At 30.2% G+C, this 23,220-nt stretch carries 16 protein-coding genes, 1 tRNA gene, 1 rRNA gene and 1 pseudogene; 9 read left to right on the top strand and 10 right to left on the bottom strand.

Going from position 1 to position 23,220, the window contains the following annotated elements:
- Positions 1 to 112: 112 nt before the first annotated feature.
- The 4 genes from Q5F54_RS00905 (at position 113) to uvrA (ending at position 5,573) form a co-directional block, all read left to right on the top strand.
- Positions 113 to 186: transfer RNA gene (locus Q5F54_RS00905), tRNA-Gly, on the top strand.
- 15 nt (positions 187 to 201) lie between these two features.
- Positions 202 to 318: ribosomal RNA gene (gene rrf, locus Q5F54_RS00900) — 5S ribosomal RNA — on the top strand.
- A 458-nt stretch (positions 319 to 776) separates the two neighbouring features.
- Positions 777 to 2,747 (top strand): excinuclease ABC subunit UvrB, encoded by a 1,971-nt coding sequence (gene uvrB, locus Q5F54_RS00895; protein ID WP_302333871.1) that lies wholly within the window; start codon positions 777 to 779, stop codon positions 2,745 to 2,747.
- On the top strand, positions 2,748 to 5,573 hold the full coding sequence (uvrA, locus tag Q5F54_RS00890) for an excinuclease ABC subunit UvrA (RefSeq protein ID WP_288247877.1): 2,826 nt from the start codon (positions 2,748 to 2,750) through the stop codon (positions 5,571 to 5,573).
- Between the two features lie 50 nt (positions 5,574 to 5,623).
- On the opposite strand, the gene Q5F54_RS00885 is transcribed toward uvrA, so the two are convergent.
- The 5 genes from Q5F54_RS00885 to Q5F54_RS00865 are packed head-to-tail and all read right to left on the bottom strand — an operon-like array spanning position 5,624 to position 9,979.
- Entirely contained in the window at positions 5,624 to 6,577 is a 954-nt protein-coding gene (locus Q5F54_RS00885; protein ID WP_302333870.1) for an ABC transporter ATP-binding protein, read from the bottom strand.
- Positions 6,570 to 7,595 (bottom strand): ABC transporter ATP-binding protein, encoded by a 1,026-nt coding sequence (locus Q5F54_RS00880; RefSeq protein WP_277229910.1) that lies wholly within the window; start codon positions 7,593 to 7,595, stop codon positions 6,570 to 6,572. The genes Q5F54_RS00885 and Q5F54_RS00880 overlap by 8 nt, the downstream gene beginning before the upstream one ends.
- 20 nt (positions 7,596 to 7,615) lie before the next feature.
- On the bottom strand, positions 7,616 to 8,647 hold the full coding sequence (gene opp3C, locus Q5F54_RS00875) for an oligopeptide ABC transporter permease (protein ID WP_288305699.1): 1,032 nt from the start codon (positions 8,645 to 8,647) through the stop codon (positions 7,616 to 7,618).
- A 1-nt stretch (position 8,648) separates the two neighbouring features.
- The gene (locus Q5F54_RS00870; protein WP_071119077.1) at positions 8,649 to 9,590 is read right to left on the bottom strand and encodes an ABC transporter permease; all 942 of its coding nucleotides are present in this window, start codon (positions 9,588 to 9,590) and stop codon (positions 8,649 to 8,651) included.
- Positions 9,591 to 9,616: 26 nt separating this feature from the next.
- Positions 9,617 to 9,979: a DUF3899 domain-containing protein gene (locus Q5F54_RS00865; protein ID WP_302333869.1), complete on the bottom strand. Its 363-nt coding sequence runs from the start codon at positions 9,977 to 9,979 to the stop codon at positions 9,617 to 9,619.
- Positions 9,980 to 10,196: 217 nt separating this feature from the next.
- Here Q5F54_RS00865 and Q5F54_RS00860 point away from each other — a divergent pair, with 217 nt between their 5' ends.
- The 3 genes from Q5F54_RS00860 to hprK all read left to right on the top strand — a co-directional run bounded on the left by Q5F54_RS00860 (position 10,197) and on the right by hprK (position 14,746).
- A complete protein-coding gene (locus tag Q5F54_RS00860; RefSeq protein WP_288525524.1) occupies positions 10,197 to 11,852 on the top strand; it encodes an ABC transporter substrate-binding protein in 1,656 nt (551 codons plus the stop codon).
- Between the two features lie 141 nt (positions 11,853 to 11,993).
- Complete coding sequence (uvrC, locus tag Q5F54_RS00855; protein ID WP_281537773.1) at positions 11,994 to 13,808, top strand: excinuclease ABC subunit UvrC; 1,815 nt, start codon at positions 11,994 to 11,996, stop codon at positions 13,806 to 13,808.
- Positions 13,809 to 13,816: 8 nt separating this feature from the next.
- Positions 13,817 to 14,746, top strand: coding sequence for an HPr(Ser) kinase/phosphatase (gene hprK / locus Q5F54_RS00850; RefSeq protein WP_071119081.1), 930 nt, complete (start codon positions 13,817 to 13,819; stop codon positions 14,744 to 14,746).
- A 185-nt stretch (positions 14,747 to 14,931) separates the two neighbouring features.
- Here the strand turns inward: hprK and Q5F54_RS00845 are convergent, their stop codons facing one another.
- From Q5F54_RS00845 to Q5F54_RS00825, 5 genes and pseudogenes are all read right to left on the bottom strand, one after another.
- The gene (locus Q5F54_RS00845; protein ID WP_281537772.1) at positions 14,932 to 16,704 is read right to left on the bottom strand and encodes an NADH-dependent [FeFe] hydrogenase, group A6; all 1,773 of its coding nucleotides are present in this window, start codon (positions 16,702 to 16,704) and stop codon (positions 14,932 to 14,934) included.
- 21 nt (positions 16,705 to 16,725) lie between these two features.
- Positions 16,726 to 17,729 (bottom strand): annotated as a pseudogene (locus Q5F54_RS13120) (NADH-ubiquinone oxidoreductase-F iron-sulfur binding region domain-containing protein).
- A 45-nt stretch (positions 17,730 to 17,774) separates the two neighbouring features.
- A complete protein-coding gene (locus Q5F54_RS00835) occupies positions 17,775 to 18,275 on the bottom strand; it encodes an NAD(P)H-dependent oxidoreductase subunit E (RefSeq protein WP_071119084.1) in 501 nt (166 codons plus the stop codon).
- A gap of 299 nt (positions 18,276 to 18,574) precedes the next feature.
- The gene (gene cls, locus Q5F54_RS00830) at positions 18,575 to 20,056 is read right to left on the bottom strand and encodes a cardiolipin synthase (protein WP_277229932.1); all 1,482 of its coding nucleotides are present in this window, start codon (positions 20,054 to 20,056) and stop codon (positions 18,575 to 18,577) included.
- Between the two features lie 131 nt (positions 20,057 to 20,187).
- The gene (locus Q5F54_RS00825; protein ID WP_281537771.1) at positions 20,188 to 21,057 is read right to left on the bottom strand and encodes a formate/nitrite transporter family protein; all 870 of its coding nucleotides are present in this window, start codon (positions 21,055 to 21,057) and stop codon (positions 20,188 to 20,190) included.
- Positions 21,058 to 21,326: 269 nt separating this feature from the next.
- On the opposite strand from Q5F54_RS00825, the gene Q5F54_RS00820 reads away from it, so the two are divergent.
- Together Q5F54_RS00820 and murB are read left to right on the top strand one after the other, a co-directional pair.
- Positions 21,327 to 22,124, top strand: coding sequence for a formate/nitrite transporter family protein (locus Q5F54_RS00820; protein ID WP_281537770.1), 798 nt, complete (start codon positions 21,327 to 21,329; stop codon positions 22,122 to 22,124).
- A gap of 180 nt (positions 22,125 to 22,304) precedes the next feature.
- Positions 22,305 to 23,219: a UDP-N-acetylmuramate dehydrogenase gene (gene murB / locus Q5F54_RS00815; protein ID WP_281537769.1), complete on the top strand. Its 915-nt coding sequence runs from the start codon at positions 22,305 to 22,307 to the stop codon at positions 23,217 to 23,219.
- Position 23,220: the final 1 nt, after the last annotated feature.

Raw genomic sequence — 23,220 nt, 5'->3', positions numbered from 1 at the left:
GTGCAGTAATGTATTTAGCTTATCGATACTAATAGGTCGAGGACTTGACCAAGATTAAAATGATAAATCTTAAATGATATGCAGTTTTCAGAGTACTAACTCTAAAACTTATGCGGGTGTAGCTCAATGGTAGAGTTCCGGCCTTCCAAGCCGGCTGTGAGGGTTCGATCCCCTTCACCCGCTCCAATTTAAATAAGATTATGTGGTTATTATAGCAAAGAGGATACACCTGTTCCCATACCGAACACAGAAGTTAAGCTCTTTAGCGGCAATGGTACTTGGTGGGCGACCGCCTGGGAGAGTAGCACGTAGCCACGTAGTCTTTTTTTATTTTATCTTATAATATTGTATGTGTATAACTTGTAATCTTATAATTGTTTTGATTAATGCATGTACCCGTAATGGGAATAAGAATATACAATTAGCAAAATAAAATGATTCATTTATATCAGGTTTAAGTGAAGGGAATTTTTTTATAAATTAATGTATATAATTCATGGGATTGGAAATAATTATATTGTAAAACTTAATAATAAATTACTCAATCTCCCCCATTTAAAAGACCTCTATTTTATAGAGGTCTTTAATTTTATGTTCAAATTTATATTATTAATAAAAAAATATAATAAGGTTCAAAGTAACGTATATTGGGTAAAATATGTAAAAACATTTATATAGATAAAGAATTAAAAAATATTGAGGATAATATAAGTAGAATATATTTTATGATATAATTACATTTATTGGAATAGTGTTCGGATGAAGGAGTGATATATTTGGATTTTGAATTAAAGTCAGATTTTAAACCTACGGGAGATCAGCCAGAAGCTATAAAATCTATAGTAAGTGCTATAAATAATAATGAAAAATATTCAACATTATTAGGTGTTACAGGATCAGGAAAAACATTTACAATGGCAAATATAATACAAGAGGTAAAAATGCCAACTTTAATACTTGCTCATAACAAAACCTTAGCAGCTCAACTTTATAGTGAGTTTAAGGAATTTTTTCCAAATAATGCAGTTGAATATTTTGTAAGTTACTATGATTATTATCAACCAGAAGCATATGTTGCTCATAGTGATACATATATAGAAAAAGATGCAAGCATAAATGATGAAATTGATAAACTACGTCATTCAGCAACTGCAGCAATACTAGAAAGAGATGATGTAATAATAATATCATCTGTGTCTTGTATATACGGCTTAGGGGATCCAGAGGATTATAGAAAGCTTATGTTATCATTAAGACCAGGAATGGAAAGAGATAGAGATGATATTATAAAGAAATTAATAGAAATACAATATGAAAGAAATGATATAAACTTTACACGTGGTACTTTCAGAGTAAGAGGAGATATATTAGAGATATTTCCAGCTAGTAATGATGAAAGAGCTATAAGAATTGAATTTTTTGGTGATGAAATAGATAGAATAACTGAGATAGATTATGTAACGGGAAAAATTGTAGGGACTAGAAATCATGTTGTTATTTTCCCTGCATCTCATTATGTAACAACGCCAGAGAGAGTTGAAAAAGCTGTTATTGAAATAGAAAAAGAGCTAGAGGAGAGAGTAAAATCATTTAAAGATGATGATAAACTATTAGAAGCTCAAAGAATAGAGCAAAGAACTAAATATGATATAGAAATGCTTAAAGAAATAGGCTTCTGTCAAGGTATAGAAAACTACTCAAGACATATAACAGGAAGAAAACCAGGAGAAAAGCCATATACATTAATGGATTTTTTCCCAGATGATTATTTAATAATAGTAGATGAATCACATGTAACGGTTCCTCAAGTTAGAGGTATGTATGCAGGAGATAGATCAAGAAAAACATCACTTATAGACAATGGATTTAGATTGCCTTCTGCTTATGATAATAGACCATTAAACTTTGATGAATTTGAAGAGAATATTAATCAAATACTATTTGTAACAGCTACACCAGGATCTTATGAATTAGAGCATTCAACGACTATAGCAGAGCAAATAATAAGACCAACAGGGCTACTTGACCCTATTGTTGAGGTTAGACCTATAAACAATCAAATAGATGATTTAGTAGTTGAGATAAATAAGGTAATAGAAAAAGATGAAAGAGTTTTAATAACTACTCTTACTAAAAAGATGAGTGAAGACTTAACTAACTATTTAAAAGAAATAGGAATTAAGGTTAAGTATTTACATTCAGATATAGATACTTTAGAAAGAGTAGAAATAATAAGAGATTTAAGACTTGGAAAGTTTGATGTACTAGTTGGTATAAACTTACTTAGAGAAGGTCTAGACATACCAGAGGTTTCATTAGTTGCAATACTTGATGCAGATAAAGAAGGATTTTTACGTTCTGAGACATCTTTAATACAAACAATAGGTAGAGCAGCAAGAAACTCAGAAGGTAAGGTTATAATGTATGCAGATAAGATAACTAGATCGATGGAAAGTGCTATAGCGGAGACAAAGAGAAGAAGAGAAATACAAATGTTATATAATGAAGAGCATGATATAACACCTACAACTATTAAGAAAAAAGTAAGAGATGCTATAGAAGCTACTGTAGTAGCGGATGAAGAAACTATTTACGGAATTAAAGAGACAGATAATGTAGAAGAAATCAAAGAAAATATAGCTGCACTGCAAGCTGAAATGATGGAAGCTGCACAAAATCTACAATTTGAGAGAGCAGCAGAGCTTAGAGATAAAATAAAACAACTAGAGGAAAGGATAAATGGTTAAATGGAAGATAAAATCATAATAAAAGGTGCAAAAGAGCATAACCTAAAAAACGTAGACTTAGAACTTCCAAGAAATAAATTTATAGTATTTACCGGATTATCAGGTTCTGGTAAGTCATCATTAGCATTTGATACTATATATGCAGAAGGACAAAGAAGATATGTAGAAAGTCTATCTGCATATGCTAGACAATTTTTAGGACAAATGGAGAAACCTAATGTGGAATATATAGAAGGATTATCTCCAGCTATATCTATAGACCAAAAAACTACATCTAAAAATCCACGTTCAACGGTGGGGACTGTTACAGAGATTTATGATTACTTAAGGCTACTATTTGCTAGAGTAGGAGAAGTACACTGTTCTGTATGTGGAGCTAAAATAAGTCAAATGACTATACAAGAAATCGTAGACAAGATGATGGAGTTTCCTGAAAGAACGAAGTTACAAATATTATCGCCAGTAGTTAGAGGACAAAAAGGTACTCATAAAAAACTAATTGAAAATATTAAAAAAGAGGGCTTCGTCAGAATAAGAGTAAATGGAGAAAATTACGAAGTTACTGATGAGATAGATTTAAGTAAAAACAAAAAGCATAATATAGAAGTTGTTGTAGATAGAATAGTAATAAAAGATGGTATAGAGTCTAGACTTACAGATTCTATAGAAACTGCAGTAAAATTATCTGATGGGCTTGTTATAGCTCAAATAATAGATGGAGAAGAAATACTTTATTCAACTAAATTTGCATGTCCAGAGCATGGAGTAGGAATAGAAGAATTATCTCCAAGAATGTTCTCGTTCAATGCCCCATTTGGAGCTTGTGAGACTTGTAATGGACTTGGTGAAAGTAAAGAGGTTGATCCTGATTTAGTAATACCAAACAAAGACCTATCTATAAAACAAGGTGCAATAGCAGCATGGGGTTCAGTAGGAGTAAATGATGATACATATTATAGTAAAATGGTTCAAAGTTTAGCAAATCATTTTGGTGTATCAATAGAAACTCCAGTAAAGGATTTACCTGAAGAATTTGTACATGAGTTACTTTATGGAACTAATAATGTTATGGTGCAATTTATATATGAATCAAAATATGGTGGTAGAAGAGAATATCAAGCTTATTTTGAAGGTGTTATACCAAATCTAGAAAGAAGATATAGAGAGACAAACTCAGAATACTCTAGAGATAAAATTGAAGAATATATGGCTGAAACTCCATGTCCAAAGTGTAAGGGAGCAAGGCTTAAAAAAGAAGTATTATCAGTCTTAGTTGATGGAAAAAATATAATGGAGGTTACAGATTTTTCTGTTAACGAGCTTGTAGAATATATAGAAAATATAAACTTAAGTGAAAAACAAAAGTTTATAGCACATGAAATATTAAAAGAAATAAGAGGAAGAGCAATTTTCCTAAGAGATGTTGGTTTAGATTACTTAAACTTATCAAGAAAGGCAGGAACATTATCAGGAGGAGAAGCTCAACGTATAAGACTTGCCACTCAAATTGGTTCAGCTCTTGTTGGAGTTTTATATGTACTTGATGAACCAAGTATAGGTCTTCATCAAAGAGATAATGATAGACTTATAAAGACATTAAGACATTTAACTGATATTGGGAATACTCTTATAGTTGTAGAACATGATGAAGATACAATGAGAGAATGTGATTATATAGTTGATATTGGGCCAGGTGCGGGAGTTCATGGAGGACAAATAGTTGCTCAAGGAACTTTAGATGAAATACTAGATAATCCAAATTCTATAACAGGTCAGTATTTAAGTGGTAAAAAAGAAATACAAATACCAGAGATAACTAGAGAAGGAAATGGAAACTTTATAGAAATAGTTAAAGCTAATGAAAATAACCTAAAAAATATAAATGTAAAATTCCCTCTAGGTAAATTTACTTGTATAACTGGAGTATCAGGTTCAGGAAAAAGTACATTAATAAATGATATATTATATAAAGGGATAGCAAGTAAAATAAATAAGCTTAGAGATAGACCAGGAAAGCATAAAGAAATAAAAGGAATCGAGAATATAGATAAAATAATTAATATTGACCAAAGTCCAATAGGAAGAACTCCTCGTTCAAATCCAGCGACTTATACTGGTGTATTCGATATGATAAGGGATTTATTTGCATCAACTAATGAAGCAAAAGCTAGAGGATATCAAAAAGGTAGATTCAGCTTTAATATAAAAGGTGGTAGATGTGAAGCTTGTAAAGGTGATGGTATAATAAAAATAGAAATGCACTTCTTGCCAGATGTTTATGTACCTTGTGAGGTGTGTAAAGGAGAAAGATATAATAGAGAAACTTTACAAGTTAAATATAAAGATAAGACTATAGCTGATGTATTAGATATGAATGTAGAAGAAGCTCTTAAGTTCTTTGAAAACATACCTAATATAAAGAGAAAATTAGAAACATTAATGGATGTTGGACTTTCATATATTAAGTTAGGACAACCATCAACTCAATTATCAGGAGGAGAAGCTCAAAGAATAAAGCTAGCTACAGAGCTTAGTAAAAGACCAACAGGAAAGACTTTATATATACTAGATGAACCAACTACAGGTCTTCATATGGCTGATGTAGATAAGTTAATTCAAGTTCTTCAAAAATTAGCTGATACAGGAAATAGTATAGTAGTTATAGAACATAACTTAGATGTAATAAAGACTTGTGACTATATAATTGATTTAGGTCCAGAGGGTGGAGATAAAGGTGGTAAGATAGTTGCTACTGGAACTCCAGAAGAAGTTTCTAAGGTTGAAGGTTCTTATACAGGAAAGTTCTTAAAGAAATATTTTGAATAAATTCAAAAAGCCATATCTACTAATTAGATATGGCTTTTTATTTATATACATTAAGCATTTGATTCTTTAGCACTTAACTCTTTTTCATAATTAGCTAATTCTGATTTAGAGCCATATATAAAGTGGCCAGGTCTTATTTCAACCCATTCAGGACTTTCAGTAGCATAGTCGTGAATGCTAGGGTCATACTTTATACGTTCTCTAGTTTTCTCATAATCAGGGTCAGGAAGAGGTATAGCTGATAAAAGTGATTTAGTATAAGGATGAAGTGGATTTTCATATAAATCATCTGAAGATGCTAACTCAACTAATTTACCTTTATGCATAACACCTATTCTATCGCTTATATATTTAACCATTGAAAGGTCATGTGCTATAAATAAGTATGTAAGACCATTTTCTTTTTGTAGTTTTCTAAGAAGATTAACAACTTGAGCTTGTATAGAAACATCAAGCGCTGAAATCGGCTCATCGGCAATTATAAACTTTGGCTCAACAGCTAATGCACGTGCAATACCAATACGTTGTCTTTGACCTCCAGAGAATTCATGTGGATATCTATTAGCATGTTGTTCATTAAGCCCAACAGTTCTTAATAACTCATAGACTCTTTGAGTTCTTTCTTCTTTACTTTTACATAGACCATGTATATCTAAGCCCTCAGCTATTATATCCATAACAGTCATACGTGGATTTAAACATGCCATTGGGTCTTGGAATATCATTTGCATATGTTTATTAACATATACTTTATCGTCTTTAGGAAGTTTTTTGTTAGATATTACTTTATCATCAAATATAACTTCTCCACCAGTTGGGTCATATAAACGGATTATAGTTCTTCCAGTAGTGGATTTACCTGAACCTGATTCACCAACTAAACCAAATGTTTCACCTTCATATATATGAAAAGATACATCATCTACTGCTTTTACAACACTTTTTCTTCCTAAAGGGAAGTATTGTTTTAAATTTTTAACTTCTAATAAAATTTTTCTACTCATTTATATTCACCTTCTTTCTTCCTACATTTACAGGTCTTTCAATCTTTGGAGCTAATGGATGTAAAAGCCATGTAGCAGCATAGTGAGTATCACTAACTTTAAACATAGGAGGTTCGGCTAAATGGTCTATTTTCATTGCATATGCACTACGAAGCGCAAATGCATCTCCTTTAGGAGGATCCATTAAGTCTGGAGGGGTTCCAGGTATATTATATAAATCATTATCTCCGATATCTAATGTAGGCATTGAGCCTAAAAGTCCCCAAGTATAAGGATGTTTAGGGTCATAGAATATATCATCAGAAGTTCCGTATTCTATGATTTTTCCAGCATACATAACTGCAACTCTATCTGCCATATTAGCAACGACTCCAAGGTCATGAGTTATGAATATAACTGCTACACCAGTTTTTTCTTGCAAATCTTTTATAAGCTCTAATATTTGAGCTTGTATTGTAACATCAAGAGCAGTAGTCGGCTCATCAGCAATTAGAACTTTAGGATTACAAGCTAAAGATATAGCTATTACAATACGTTGTCTCATACCACCAGAAAATTGATGAGGATATTGCTTAAATCTTTTTTCTGCATCAGATATTCCAACTAATTCAATAAGCTCTATTGCTCTTTTTCTAGCATCTTCTTTACTAAATCCTTGATGCTTTATAATAGGTTCCATTATTTGTTTACCTATAGTCATAGTAGGATTTAGAGAAGTCATAGGATCTTGAAATATCATTGCAATATCTTTACCTCTAACTTTTTCCATGTCTTTTTCGCTTATTTTAGTTAAATCTTTACCGTCAAATAAAATTTGACCGTCTTTTATATAGCCGTTTGATGAAAGGATTCTCATTATAGTTTTACAAGCAACAGATTTACCAGAACCTGATTCACCAACTATAGCTAATGTTTCTCCTTTATGTAAATCGAATGTAACTCCTCTTACAGCTTTAACTTCTCCACCGTAAGTACCAAAATTAACACATAAATTTTTTACTTCTAGTAATTTTTCCAATAAACTCTCCCCCTTACTTATTATTGATTACGCATTTTAGGGTCAACAGCATCTCTTAGACCATCTGCTAGTAAGTTTAAGCTGAATATTAATAAACAAACTACAATAGATGGTATAAACATCATATATGGATAGTTTTGTAATGCCTGGAATCCTTCATTTATAAGAACACCAAGAGATGCATAAGGTGGTTGAAGACCTAAACCTATAAAACTTAAGAATGCTTCATAGAATATTGCGCTAGGTAATGAGAACATTATTGCAACAACTATGTTTCCAATAATATTAGGGAAAAGATGCTTTAGTATAAGTCTAACATCAGAAGAACCTAAAGTTTTTGAAGCTAAAACGAATTCTTGATTTTTAAGTTTTAATACATGAGAACGTACAATTCTAGCCATTCCAGTCCAGCCAGATACTGCCATAGCCATAGATATAGACATGATACCAGGCTCAAACACCATTATAAACAGTGTAACAACAACAAGGCTTGGTACACCTGAAATTATTTCTATAATACGCTGCATGATAATATCGACTCTACCGCCATAGTAAGCAGATACACCACCATATGTAACCCCTATTAGAAGATCAAATACAGCAGCAAGTAAAGCTATAAATAAAGAAACTCTTGCACCAGTCCAAGTACGAGTCCATATATCACGACCTAGAGCATCAGTACCAAATAAATAAGTTTCTTCAATTCCTTTTTCTTTATATACATCAACACCATCTGAGTTTTTACCATCCATAATACCTAGAGAAGAGACTATAGGCATTTTTGGTGGAACTTTTGTATGTCTTATATTTTGAGTTTTATAATCAAATTTAGAAAACATAGGTGCAAATATTGCCATTAAAATAATACAACATAATATTACTAATCCAGTAACAGCACCAGGATTTTTAAATAATCTTTTTCTTGCATCTTGCCAGAAAGTTAAACTTGGTCTAGATATAGCTTCATTATCTCCAAAATTTGCAGGAGCCATTTCAAACATATCTTTAGTTAACTCAACTTGCTGACCATCAATCATAACTTTATCAATCATCTTAATTACCTCCTGCTAAACGTATTCTAGGGTCTATAACTCCATAAAGTACATCTACAATCAATATAACTGTTATATAGAATGCACTATAGATTATAGCTACACCTGAAATTATAAATAAGTCATTAGTATTTATTGCGTTAACCAATAAATCACCTATACCAGGAACGGCAAAAACTTTTTCTACAACTAGCGAACCTGTAAGAAGACCTGCAGCTAATGGACCTAAAACTGTTATAACAGGTATTAAAGCATTTCTAAGAGCATGCTTTAATATTACTGTAGATTTAGATAAACCTTTTGCCTTAGCTGTAATTATGTATTCTGAATTTAAAACTTCAACTAACTCAGTTCTAGTAAAACGAGCAACATTTGCAATTGTAAAGAATGATAATGCTATTGATGGTAAGATTGTCCATATATATCTGAAATCAGAACCTAATGGAACACCCCATGTTATTGGGAAAAGACGAAATTTAGCTCCTAAGTATAACTGTAATGTTGCAGCAACTACGAATGATGGAACTGATACACCTAGTACACATAATATAGTACATAAATAGTCCCAAATTGAATTTCTATTAAGTGCGGCGACTATACCCAATATAAGCCCAACTACAGAACCTAATACTAAAGCTTGAGTTCCAAGCATAGCAGATGGTCCTATACGAAGTTTTATAATACCTTCGACAGTTTGACCTGCTTGTTTAAATGAAATACCTAATTTACCTTGAAATACTCCAGTTAAATATCTTACATATTGAACAGGAACTGGATCATCTAATCCATATTGAGCTTGAAGTTGAGCGATTTGCTCTGCATTTAATTTTTCTTCATTAAATGGCGTACCTGGAAGAAGTCTAACTAAAAAGAATACTACTGAGATGACAATAAATAAAGTTATAAACATATAACCAATACGTTTCATTATATAGCGAAACACGCTATCCCCCCCCTTTTTTAATTTATTTATATGTATAAAAAACTTATCATAATACACAAACTTGATATAAACCCACCACAGCTTAACAAGTTACTAGTTAAGAAAAATTTATTTTTTCTATATACGTAATCCTCCAAAGTAACATTGTCGTCGTCTGTTAATAAACCCTTTCTTTTTTGTATTTCATTATTTATTTTCTTAAATGAAAACAAAGTTATATTAAAAAACCCTTTTTCCCACACATAACATAAGGAACCTGCTAGAAAATAGAACATTCCTATAATAAAAGCACAATTTATGAATGCGAAATTATTAGAATTTTTTGATATTATATCATAAAAAAAACTAATTAGTAAATCAATTGCAAGTAGCATTGAAAAATTCTTCAATTTTCTTTCCCCCTTTAAAACGAGTTTATTAAATTATTGTAATAGTATATATTAGTATTTTCAATAAAAAATAAATAATTTAATAAAAATTTTTTATATGTGAGAAAAAATTCAGAAAATTTAAAAAAACAAATGATTTTTTTGAAGTAGTGTTATATAATTAATTTTAAATAAATATTTTAGAAATATAAAATCGATTAAGAGGGGGAGTTTTGTTATGTTTTTAAGAAGAAAATTAACAGTAATGGCAACAGTTGCATTATTAAGCACAAGTTTACTTGCTGGATGTAGTAGTTCAGGGGAGAACTCAAATGGAGGAAGTAATGGTGGAGGAACTGCAACTGCAGCAGAAGTACTTGCCAATAAAAATGCAAGAGCGGCTATATCTATGATAATAGATAAGCAAGCTTATTGTGATGTTATATTAAATAATGGTTCAATACCAACATCTACATTTACACCAAAGGGGTTAGCATTTGACAACGGAAAAGATTATACAGATTTAACTGAAGGTATGGGTTATGAGTATAATGAAGAACAAGCTAAAGAACTTTGGGAAAAGGCTAAAGAAGAAGTAGGGTTTGATACTGTTGAAATGGAATTATTAACATATGATCATGATACAGGTAAGAGGACAGGAGAATATATACAGTCAGAATTAAGTGACTTAGAAGGCTTAACTGTAAAAGTTTCTAATTTACCATTTAAACAAAAATTAGAAAGGGAAACTAATGGGGAATTTGATTTGGCATTCTCTGGATGGGGAGCAGATTATCCAGATCCATTAACATATCTATCAACAATGCAAACTGGAAATCAATTTTCTAACCAAGTTGGATATAACAGTGAAGAATATAATAAATTAATAGAAGAAGCTATGAAGCTTCCAATAACAGAAGGTTATGCTAAATATGCAGAAGCAGAAAAGTTAATGCTTGAAGATGGATATTTAGCACCTATATATCAAAAGGCATCTGCATACTTAGAAAAAGATTATGTATCAGGAATAGTAAATAACTCTTGGGGTGCTGATTATACATACACTTATGCGGATGTAGATAAGGATGATAAAGTACTAAACTTGGCAACATCATCAGATATACCAACTTTAGATTTAAGTAAAGCAACAGATCAACAATCTTTTCAAACAGCTAATACAACTATGGAAGGTTTAACTAGAGTAGATGCAGAGGGAAAAGTTCAACCTGGGGTAGCTGAAAGTTGGGAAACTTCAGAAGATGGATTAACTTGGACTTTCAAATTAAGAAAGAACTCAACTTGGTCAAATGGAACACCTGTAACAGCACATGACTTTGAGTATTCTTGGAAGAGAACTTTAACTCCTGAAACAGCTGCTGAATATTCATATATAATGGCTGATATAGTTGGCTCTAGCACAAAGGAAATACAAGAAAATGGAGTTGATGGGGTAGGTGTTAAAGCTTTAGACGATTATACTTTAGAAGTTAAATTAAATAGACCAGTTGCATATTTCGCAGAATTAGTGTCATTCCAAGTATTCTTCCCACAAAACCAAGCGTTTGTTGAATCTTGTGGAGATGCATATGGTTCAGCTGCAGATAAGCAATTATATAATGGACCATTCACTTTAACTAGTTGGAAGATGGAAGATCAATTTACAATGGAAAAGAACCCTAACTATTGGGATGCAGCTAATGTTAAATTAAATAAAATAAATACTAAAGTTGTTAAAGATACAGGTGCAGAAGTTAGCTTATATGAAGATGGTCAAATAGATAGAGCTATATTAAGTTCTGATTATGTTGATAAATATAAAGATAGTAAAGAATTAAAAACTAGAGAAGTAGCAAGTATATTTATGTTACAAATAAATGGTGGAAATCATAAATAATAAATAAATAGAGGAGATACGTCAAATATAATATTTAGATTTGATGTATCTCTTTTTTAGATTTTCTAAAATTATATTTTATAAATTATAGATAATTATGGGTATAATTAAGATATAACTATAATATTGGAGGTAAAATAATTGTTTGACATACAGGAACACTTAAAACAACTACCAGCAGAGCCTGGTGTTTATCTAATGAAAGATAAATTTGATAATATAATATATGTAGGGAAAGCAAAAATACTAAAAAATAGAGTTAGACAATACTTTCAATCTTCAAAAAATCATTCATCTAAAGTAAAATCTATGGTAAAAAATATTGATAAATTTGAATATATAATTACAGACTCAGAATTAGAAGCATTGATATTAGAATGTAACTTAATAAAAAAATATAAGCCTAAATATAATGTTTTACTACGAGATGATAAAACTTACCCATATATAAAAGTTACTACTAACGAAGATTTCCCAAGAGTATTAAAAGTTAGAAAAGTTATAAAAGATAAAGCTAAATATTTTGGTCCATATACTAATACCACGGCAGTTAATGATACATTAGATATAATAAAAAATATATATCCAATAAGAACTTGTAACATAGACATAGAAAGAGCTATAAAAACTAATATGAGGCCTTGTTTAAATTTACATATAAAAAGATGTGTAGGGCCATGTACAGGTAATGTTACTAAAGAAGAGTACAATAAAATGATAGAAGAAATAATCCTATTTCTATCTGGAAAAGAAGAAAAGTTAATTGATATATTAAAAGAAAAAATGAATAAATGTGCGATGGACTTTAATTTTGAAGAAGCTGCAATATATAGGGATAAGATAAAGAGTTTAGAAGATATGATGGAAAAACAAAAAATAGATACATCTACATCAGACTTAAATCAAGATGTTATTGCAATGGCAAGAGCACATGATGAAGCTTGTGTTCAAGTTTTCTTTGTAAGAAATGGAAAAATAGTAGGAAGAGAACATTTTATACTAGAAGGAGTTATGGATAGCACAAGAGAATCAATATTAGGATCATTTGTTAAGCAATTTTATATGGAACAAGAATATGTACCTAAGGAAATAATAATAGAGGATGAAATAGAAGATAGCTTTATATTATCAGAATGGCTATCATCTAAAAAAGGTCAAAAGGTAACTATAAGAGTACCTCAAAAAGGAGAAAAGAAAAGTTTAATTGAAATGGTAAGAAAAAATGCAATAGAATACCTGGAGAAATTTTCTGATATGAATAAAAGAAAATATGAAAAGAGTATAGGTGCATTAGAAGAGTTAAAGCAAATATTAAATCTAGATAATATACCAAAAAGGATAGAATCATTTGATATATCAAATATTCAAGGGGTAGACTCTATTGGATCTATGGTTGTATTTACAAATGGTAAAAAAGATAAAAAGGAGTATAGAAGGTATAAAATCAAAACTGTCATAGGTCCTAATGATTATGATTCTATGGCTGAGATAGTTGAAAGAAGATTAAAATATGGTGATTTCCCAGATTTAATGTTATTAGATGGAGGAAAAGGTCAGGTTAGTGCTGTAAAAAAGGTTTTAAATAAGTATAATGTAGAAATACCTCTATGGGGAATGTATAAAGATGATAAACATAGAACAAAGGGACTTATTTCCCAGGAAAAGGAGATAGAGCTAGATAGAACTTCTAATTTGTATAGATTTGTCGCAAGTATTCAAGAAGAAGTACATAACTATGCTATATCTTATCATAGAAGCCTTAGGAACAAATCTTTGACAAAATCTGAATTAGATGATATACAAGGTATAGGGGAAAAAAGAAAAAAGGCACTATTAAATCATTTTAAGGATATAGAAGCTATAAAAAAAGCAACCTTTGAAGAGTTATTAGAAGTAGAAGGTATGAATAAGACATCTAGTGAAAGTGTATATAATTATTTTAGAAAGGGATGTTAAAGTAAATTATGGAATCAGTTGAAAAAGTATCAATAAGGGATATAGTAAAAGATCTAGATTTAAAAATAGTACATATGCCAAAAAATAAAGATTACTATGTATATTCACAAGATATAAATAGACCAGGGCTACAATTTGCTGGGTATTTTGAAGATTTTGCATATGAGAGAATACAAATAGTAGGTAAGACAGAGTACAATTATTTTGGATATATAGACGATGCAACTAGAAGAGATGTTTTAGATAAATTCTTTTCTCATGAAATTCCTGTTCTTATTGTATCGAGAGACTTAGAAGTAAAACCTGATGTTATAGAATTTGCAAAGAAATATGATAGAATCGTCGTAAGTACAAAGAGAAATACAACAAGACTTATAAATAGATTATCAAATTACTTAGATGATAAGTTAGCTCCTCGTACAACAATACATGGAGTATTAGTTGATATATATGGGATTGGAGTTCTTATAAAAGGTGAGAGTAGTATAGGTAAATCTGAGACTGCTTTAGAGTTAATCCAAAGAGGTCATAGACTTGTAGCTGATGATGCTGTAGAAATTAAAAAATTAGATGATAGTCTTTTAGTAGGACAAGCTCCAGAAGTATTAAGACACTTTATGGAAATAAGAGGTCTGGGTATAATAGATGTTAAAAGCTTATATGGAGTAGGCGCTACTAAAACATCTAAAATGATAGATTTGGTAATCCATCTAGAAGGTTGGGATGAAAATAAATATTATGATAGACTAGGATTAGATAAAGAATATGAGCAAATATTAGGTGTAAGTACAGAAAAACTTGTGGTACCTGTAAAGCCAGGTAGAAATACAGCAATGGTTTTAGAGGTTGCAGCTATGAATTATAGACAAAGAGGAATGGGCTATGATTCTGCACATGAATTTACTAAAAAGTTATCTCAGTTAATAGATAATAAATAAAGGTTACTTTGCGCATATAGCAAAGGATATATCCTTGCTCAAAACTCCCTCTGCTTGAGATAATTATCAGTTAAATACTGAATTACATATGGAATAAATAAAGCCTCTAAAATTGAATTATCAATTTAGAGGCTTATATATTAATTTATATATTATAGTTATAATATAATATATACAGATATTAATTATTCATTAGTAGTTAAACTTTCTTCGTTTTTATAAATTTTACTCTTATTAAAATAATGAGTATGAAGGTATTTGTGAGCAATGTTGCTACATGGTTTATCTAAGAACTCATTATATAAAGTAATTATAGATGGATTTTCATGAGATTTACGAAGTTTTTTGCTTTCATCTATATTATAAAGACCTTGAGCACGTTTTTTAATAATATCATAGTCGCCATGATGATATGGTTGCCCTCCACCACCTACACATCCACCAGGACAAGCCATTACCTCTATAATATGATATTTAGATTTACCTGAAATTACTTCATCCATAATCTTTCTAGCATTTCCTAATGTACTAACTACACAAACGTTAACTATAGTACCATCAACATCAATACTAGCTTCTTTTATTCCTTCAAATCCTCTTACTAAAGAGAAATTTACATCTTTTAATTCTTTGTTAGTTATCCATTCATATGCAGTGCGAAGAGCTGCTTCTAAAACACCACCAGTAGTACCGAATATATCAGCTGCACCTGTAGACTCTCCAAGAGGGCTATCAAAAGGTTCTTCATCTAAATTAGCTAAATCTATGCCAGCTTCTTTAATCATCTTAGCTAATTCTCTAGTAGTTATAGATATATCTACATCTGGAATATTATCTTGACCTAATTCATTTCTTGAACATTCATATTTTTTAGCAACGCAAGGCATTATTGAAACAACATACATATTTTTAGGTTCTATATTTAAAACTTTTGGAGCGAGATAATTTTTAGCTATGGCACCGAACATTCCTTGAGGTGATTTACATGTAGAAGTAAGGTTTAGATGTTCAGGATAGTTCTTTTCAATGAAGTTAATCCATGCAGGACAACAGCTTGTTAATATAGGTAGGTTTTTATTTTCCTTGAATCTGTTTATAAATTCAGCAGCCTCTTCCATTATTGTAAGGTCTGCACCAAAGTTTGTATCAAACACATATTTAAATCCTAAAGACTTTAATGCAGCGACCATCTTGCCTGTAGATATAGTACCTGCTTCTAATCCAAACTCTTCGCCTATTGCAACCCTAACAGAAGGAGCAACTTGAACAACTACAGTTTTCTCATTTTGATGTAGGGCATCCCATACAAGTGGTATATTATTTACTTCGGTTAAGGCACCAGTAGGGCATACTGAAATACATTGACCACAGAATGTGCACTCTGTATCACATAAATTAGTATTAAAGAAAGTACCAACTTTAGTGTTAAAACCTCTATTAACTCCAGATAAAACACCTACAGTTTGGATATCATTGCACATTGTTTCACATCTTCTACAAAGTATACATTTATCATAATTTTTTATGATTGATTTAGTAGAAGTGTCTGTTTTAGCAAATGATTGCTCTCCTTTAAATCTAATTTCTCTAATTCCTAAATTAGCAGCAATAGATTGTAATTCACAATTGCCGTTTTTATCACAAATTAAACAATCTTGAGGATGGTCTGATAACAATAATTCAACAACACGTTTACGTGCATTTATAGCTTCCTTAGTGTTAGTTTGAACATTCATACCTTCTTTTGCTAGAGTTCCACAAGCTGGAACTAATCCTTTACCAACGCTAACCATACATACACGACAAGATGAACATTGGTTAACAATATTTACTTCACTCATATTAAGATGACAAAGGGTAGGAATTTTTATATTTAATTTTTTGGCTGCATCTAGTATAGTAGATCCTTTAGGTACAGATACAGATTTATTATTTATAGTTAAATTAACTAAATTCATTAATATACCTCCTAAAATGAATTATACCTTGATAATTGCATTAAATTTACAATTACTCATACAAGTACCACATTTTAAGCATTTTTTAGTATCTATTTCATGTTTTTCCTTAGGTTTTCCTGTTATACATTTAGCAGGACATACTCTAGCACATTTTGTACAACCCTTACAAGCATCTGTTATAATATAGTTTAATAAAGATTGGCATTTACCTGCTGGACATTTCTTATCTACAACATGAGAAAGATATTCATCATAGAAGTTATTAAGTGTACTTAAAATAGGATTAGGAGCGCATTTTCCAAGACCGCATAGAGAAGTGTTTTTTATAGTTGTAGCAAGTTCTTTTAAATTATCTAAATCTTTTAAAGTAGCTTTTCCATCGTTTGAGATGCAGACTCCAACTTTATACCTGTAGGAAAACCCGCACCACCTCTTCCTCTAAGTCCAGATGCTTTTATTTCTTCTACAACTTCAATAGGAGATAACTCAGATATACATTTACCTAAAGCTATATATCCGTTACATCCTATATATTCAAAAATATTTTCTGGATTTATATGACCACAATATCTAAGGGCAACACGAGATTGCTTTTTATAGAATGACATATCATTATGTTTTTCTACCTTTTTATGATCTAGAGTAGGTTCTTCGAACAGTAATCTTTCTACAACTTTATGATTTACTAAGTGGCTTTGCACAATTTCACTAGCATCTTCAGGTTTTACCTGTGTATAAAATATATCATCTGGATAAACTTTAACTATTGGTCCTTTTGCACAAAATCCAAAGCATCATGTTAAATGAACCTCAGCACGACCTTCAAGGTCTGCTTTTTTTATTTCAGTTCTTAAATTTTCAATAATTTGGATACTATCTGAAGAAGTGCATCCAGTACCACCACAAACTAAAATTTCTCTTTTTTCAGGATTTTCTTTAGTATGATTTTCTCTCATATAAAGAATAGGTTTTAACTTATCAACAAAATCTTTTAATTTATTAAATGACTTTATTTTACTCATGATTTATCCCCCTTAGTAACCTAAATATTTAATAAAGATTTAAACTTATACAGTAGTATTTTCTAAGGATTTATAATAATCTAAAAGTTCACCAACTTGATCTAGTTTAAACTGACCATATACTTTACCATTTACAACAACAACAGGTGCAAGGCCACATGCTCCAACACACCTTAATCCATCTAATGAGAATAAAAGGTCCTTAGAAGTCTGCCCAGCTTTTATTCCAAGTTGTTTTTCGAACTCAGATAATATTTTATCTGATCCTTTAACGAAGCAAACTGTACCTAAGCATACGCTTATTTTATATTTTCCTCTGGGTTCAGTAGTAAAATAAGAATAAAAGCTCACAACACCATAAACTTTAGCAGGAGCAATATTTAATTTTTCAGATATATATAGTTGAACTTCTTTAGGAAGATATCCAAATATACCTTGTGCATGATGTAGTACTTGAATTAAAGAACCATCTTTAGTTTCCAGCGAATCAATAAAAGTATCTAGTTGTTCGAATAATTTTTTGTTACGTAAGTAGAAATCGCACATACAAATCCTCCTTTTAATTTTAGAATTAATTTTAATAACTATTTAGTAAAATAAAAGCATATTAAAATTTTATGAATGCATAAAAATTTAAGACTAAAAATATGAAAAAAATAAGAAATGTTCTATGATAAAGTGGGGATGTTTATTGTTGTGTTCGAGGAACCATTTTTGATTAAATATATTATAGTATATAAAAAGTTGAATATGGAAATTCAAAAAAACTAATATAAAAATAAATAGTAATAAAGGGAGAACTTAAAAATAATAATGCTTTAAAAGTAAACCCTTTATTATTTATTTTACAATATAGGAGAAAGTAATCTAGATATAGACTCTTTGAGTCTCATATAACGAGATCTAGAATTATACATATCTAATGTTATTTCTTTAGATTTTAAAATATCATTTTCAAATATAGCTCTTTGTTTTTTTGCAACTTCTGAAGAATACATAAAAGCATTTATTTCAAAGTTAAGTTCAAAACTTCTAATATCCATATTTGCAGTTCCGATAGAGCATACACAGTCATCAACTACTATAGTCTTAGCATGTAGAAAAGCATTGTGGTCATAATTGTAAAGTTTAGCACCATACTTAAGTAGCTCACCTGCATATGAAGAAGATGCCCAATAAACAAAAGGATGGTCAGGTTTAGATGGAATCATTATTCTTACATCCACACCTGAGAAACAAGCTATTTTCAATGTATCTGTAAGGGTTTTATCTAAGATAAAGTAAGGTGTTTGTATATAAATATATTTTTTTGCTTTTTGTATCATTTTTATATAACCGTACTTAATCTCATCTAATTCAGTACTATCAGGGCCACTAGAAACTATTTGAATACCGATATCTTTACATGCTTTAGAATTAGATAGCCTTAGAGTTTCATTTCCAAAGTATTTATCTAAAACTAAGTCCTCTTTAGTCGTATATCTCCAATCCAGTATAAATCTTATATTAAGATCTTTAACAGAATCACCAGTAATTTTTAAGTGAGTATCTCTCCAATATCCGAATTTAGGATCTTTACCTAGATACTCATCTCCAATATTATTTCCACCTATAAATCCAACATTACCATCTATTACAACTATTTTTCTATGATTTCTGTAGTTAAGATTAAAGTTTATAACTTTCATAAAAGAAGGGAAAAACGCACCAACTTTTACTCCAGATTTTTTTAGTTTGTGGATAGATTTATCACTGAATAATCTGCTACCTACAGCATCATATAATAGTCTTACTTCAACACCATTTTGAGCTTTATCTATTAAAATATCTATTATTTTATTTCCTATTTCATCATCTTTAAAAATATAAAATTGTATATTTATATGATGTTTAGCTTTTTTTAATTCTTCTAATAAAGACTCAAAGAAATCATTTGGTTCAGGAAAAATTTCTACATCATTATTAGTTGTAAAATGAGAATTATTTGAATTAGCTAAAGCATATATCATATCTTTATACCCAATTAAATTTGGTTCAAAATTATCATTACGATCTAATTTAATTTGAGTATCTATTATATTTTCCTTTAAAATCTTATCTTCAGCTTCTTTAATTTTGAACATGTTATTTTTAGAAATGCCTCTACCGACTGCTATATATAAAATACAACCTATAGCTGGAGCAGTAGTTAATACAAGAACCCATGCCACAGTAGCTTCAATACTTCTTTTTTCTCTAAAAATTAAGTTTATAATTGCTAAGAAGTTGATTATATATATGGTAGTAACTAATATTTCATACCAAGACTCTTTAATAAAGCTGTGCATAATTAAAACCTCCTTTTATTTAATATATAAATATATTTTGTATATAATAGTATAAATATTAATGCGATATAAATAAAGAGATTGAACTAAACTTATAGAACAACCTCTTTTAAAAAATATATTACTAAAGACTATGCTGTTTTCTTTTCAGCGATAGAATTTTCTTTTTTATTAACAAATAGGAAGTAGTAAATTCCTGCAACAAATATTGCACCACCTAATATATTACCTATAGTAACAGGTATTAAGTTATTCATAAATATATTAGGTATGTTTATAGCAGCAGCATCAGTAGCTGTTTTGTGAGCCGCTTCTAAATATGCAGGGTTTGCTTTACTAAATAATCCAGCGAATAAGTATGCCATGTTTGCAACACAGTGTTCAAATCCAGTACATACGAATAAGAATATACCAAAGAATCCAGTTAAAACTTTTCCAGTTACATCTTTAGCTCCGTAAGTCATCCAAACAGTAGCACAAACTATCCAGTTACATAATATACCAGAAGCTATTGCAGCAACCCAAGTAAATCCAAGTTTACCCATAGAAGTTTTAACGATAACTCCACCATATAAACCATTACTCCAATCAAATACGCCAGATAAACTTACAAGATACGCTACTAAAGCTCCTCCTAGTAAGTTACCAATCCAAACTAGAGCCCAGTTTTTGAAAGCTTGTCCCCAAGTTACTCTTTTCTTTAGAGCAGCAAGAGTTATTAATATGTTACCTGTAAATAAGTCTGCACCAGCTATTAGTACAAACATAAGACCTGCAGGGAACATAAGACCTGCAACCATTTTACCTAAACCGTAAGTATCAGGATTTGCTAATAAGTTGTAAGCTGCACCAACTGATCCTAATGCACCGAATGCTATATATGCACCAGCTAAGAATGCAGATGCTAGAACTTTTTTATTTGGTGTAGTAGCCTTTTTTACACCAGCTTCAATAGTATACTCAGCTATTTCAGCAGGCATAAGCATTTTTTTATCTGCCATTTATAATTCCTCCTTAAAAAATTGTTAATTAAATATAAAATATTGACATATAATTTTAAAAATAATAGCAGCTAGTAATTTAGCAGCATTAACAATTATACACTAAAATATATACTTTGTATACATTAAACAAAAAAAGACAAAAACTTATATAGAATAATATTTTTATGTATGAAGTGTACATAAAAATATTATTCTATAGAGTATAAACATTTGAAATGAAAGGCATTAATTTTCTTGAAAGCGTATTAATATTAGGGGGTAGACTTATGGACAAAAGATTCTTAACACCCGAAGAAGTAGCAAATGCTACTATAAATGCAAGTATTAAAAAAGCTAGCCTAGATACAACTAGTTGTATATGGTTGGGTATACTTGCAGGAATTTTTATAGGCTTAGGAGGAGCAGGAAATATATTAGCATCTCAAACACTATCTAATATAGATGCTAGTTTAGCTAGATTAGTTGGAGCTACTGTGTTTCCTGTAGGACTTATGTTAGTAGTTATATGTGGTGCTGAGCTATTTACTGGTAATAACTTAATGACATTAGCTGTTATGAATAAAAAGATAACATTAAGAGAACTTTTTAGGAATTGGTCACTAGTGTATATTGCAAACTTTATAGGTTCAACGCTTTTAGCAGTAGCAATTTTCTACGCAGGTACATTTAATGGTGATGCATCAAATAAAGTAATATCAATTGCACAGTCAAAATCAACGCTTACCATTTTAGAGGCTCTTATAAGGGGTATATTGTGTAACATGATAGTTGTTTTAGCCGTATGGATGGCAACAGCAGCACAAGATATAATATCTAAAATTTTTGCTTGTTGGTTTCCGATAATGCTATTTGTACTATGTGGATTTGAGCATAGTGTTGCAAATATGTTTTTTATACCAATGGGTATGCTATTAGGTGCTAATGTAACTATAGGACAATTAATAACTAATTTAATAGTTGTAACAATAGGTAATATGATAGGTGGTGCTATTTTAATTCCATATATGTATAATAAAATATTTATACGAAACCAAAGTAGTGAGAAAGCGGCACATAATAAGTAAAATTATATATTATAGAAAATAGTGCGTTGATATAGTAATATCAACGCTTTTTTAATACTTTTAAGACCTTTTTATATTGTTATTTTTTTTTTAATACATTATTATATTAATTATATAAAAATAATATAGTGTAAATGTAAGCGATAAATTAATAAATATTTTAATTATGGAGGAAATTTAATGAATAAGAAATATATATATGAATGTTTGTTAAATATAATAGATAAAGAAGATATAAAATTAGATGAGCCTATGAAAAAGCATATTTCTTTTAGAGTAGGTGGACCGGCAGATATATTAGTTAAACCTAGAACAGAAGAACAAATAGCGAAAGTTGTAAAGCTTTTAAAAGAAGAAAATGTACCTTATATTGTAATAGGTAATGGATCTAACCTTTTAGTGAAAGATGGTGGAGTTAGAGGAGTAGTAATAGAAATATCAGATAACTTCAATGATTTTAATATCGATGGAAATATAGTAAATATACAATCTGGTGCATTACTTTCGTTTGTAGGAAAAGCTGTATTAAGAGCTGAACTAAAAGGATTTGAATTCGCGGCTGGTATACCAGGAACTCTAGGAGGAGCATTAGCTATGAATGCAGGTGCTTATGGCGGAGAAATGAAGGATATAGTTAAGTCTGTCAGACTTATGGATACAGATGGAAATATACTTGACTTTACAAATGAACAAATGGAGTTTTCTTATAGAAGAAGTATACTTTCAAGAACAGATTATATAGTATTATCTGCTCAGATAGAGTTAGAAAATGGAAGTTACGATGAAATAAAAGCAACAATGGCTGATTTTACTCAAAGAAGAGTTACAAAGCAACCTTTAAGCTTACCAAGTGCAGGAAGTACATTTAAAAGACCAGAAGGTCATTTCGCAGCTAAATTAATAGATGATAGCGGATTAAGAGGACTTACACTAAGAGGTGCACAAGTTTCTGAAAAGCACTGTGGATTTGTTGTAAATTTAGGGAATGCTAAAGCTAAGGATATTTTAGATTTAATGTATATAGTTAAAAGTACAGTAAAATCAAAATATGGAATAACTTTAGAGGAAGAAGTCAAAATACTTGGAGAGGATTAAT

It is taken from the genome of uncultured Romboutsia sp. (assembly GCF_958366745.1).
Classification (GTDB): domain Bacteria; phylum Bacillota; class Clostridia; order Peptostreptococcales; family Peptostreptococcaceae; genus Romboutsia; species Romboutsia timonensis.
The sequence above is the reverse complement of the archived record's forward strand: the minus strand, read 5'-3'. Positions and strand labels throughout refer to the sequence as shown.

Coding starts and splice junctions, on each gene's coding strand:
- Q5F54_RS00825 (WP_281537771.1), bottom strand. CDS start 21,057: ATGGCAGATAAAAAAATGCTTATGCCTGCTGAAATAGCTGAGTATACT.
- cls (WP_277229932.1), bottom strand. CDS start 20,056: ATGCACAGCTTTATTAAAGAGTCTTGGTATGAAATATTAGTTACTACC.
- opp3C (WP_288305699.1), bottom strand. CDS start 8,647: ATGATTGATAAAGTTATGATTGATGGTCAGCAAGTTGAGTTAACTAAA.
- uvrA (WP_288247877.1), top strand. CDS start 2,748: ATGGAAGATAAAATCATAATAAAAGGTGCAAAAGAGCATAACCTAAAA.
- Q5F54_RS00885 (WP_302333870.1), bottom strand. CDS start 6,577: ATGAGTAGAAAAATTTTATTAGAAGTTAAAAATTTAAAACAATACTTC.
- hprK (WP_071119081.1), top strand. CDS start 13,817: ATGGAATCAGTTGAAAAAGTATCAATAAGGGATATAGTAAAAGATCTA.
- murB (WP_281537769.1), top strand. CDS start 22,305: ATGAATAAGAAATATATATATGAATGTTTGTTAAATATAATAGATAAA.
- Q5F54_RS00820 (WP_281537770.1), top strand. CDS start 21,327: ATGGACAAAAGATTCTTAACACCCGAAGAAGTAGCAAATGCTACTATA.
- Q5F54_RS00845 (WP_281537772.1), bottom strand. CDS start 16,704: ATGAATTTAGTTAATTTAACTATAAATAATAAATCTGTATCTGTACCT.
- Q5F54_RS00860 (WP_288525524.1), top strand. CDS start 10,197: ATGTTTTTAAGAAGAAAATTAACAGTAATGGCAACAGTTGCATTATTA.
- Q5F54_RS00835 (WP_071119084.1), bottom strand. CDS start 18,275: ATGTGCGATTTCTACTTACGTAACAAAAAATTATTCGAACAACTAGAT.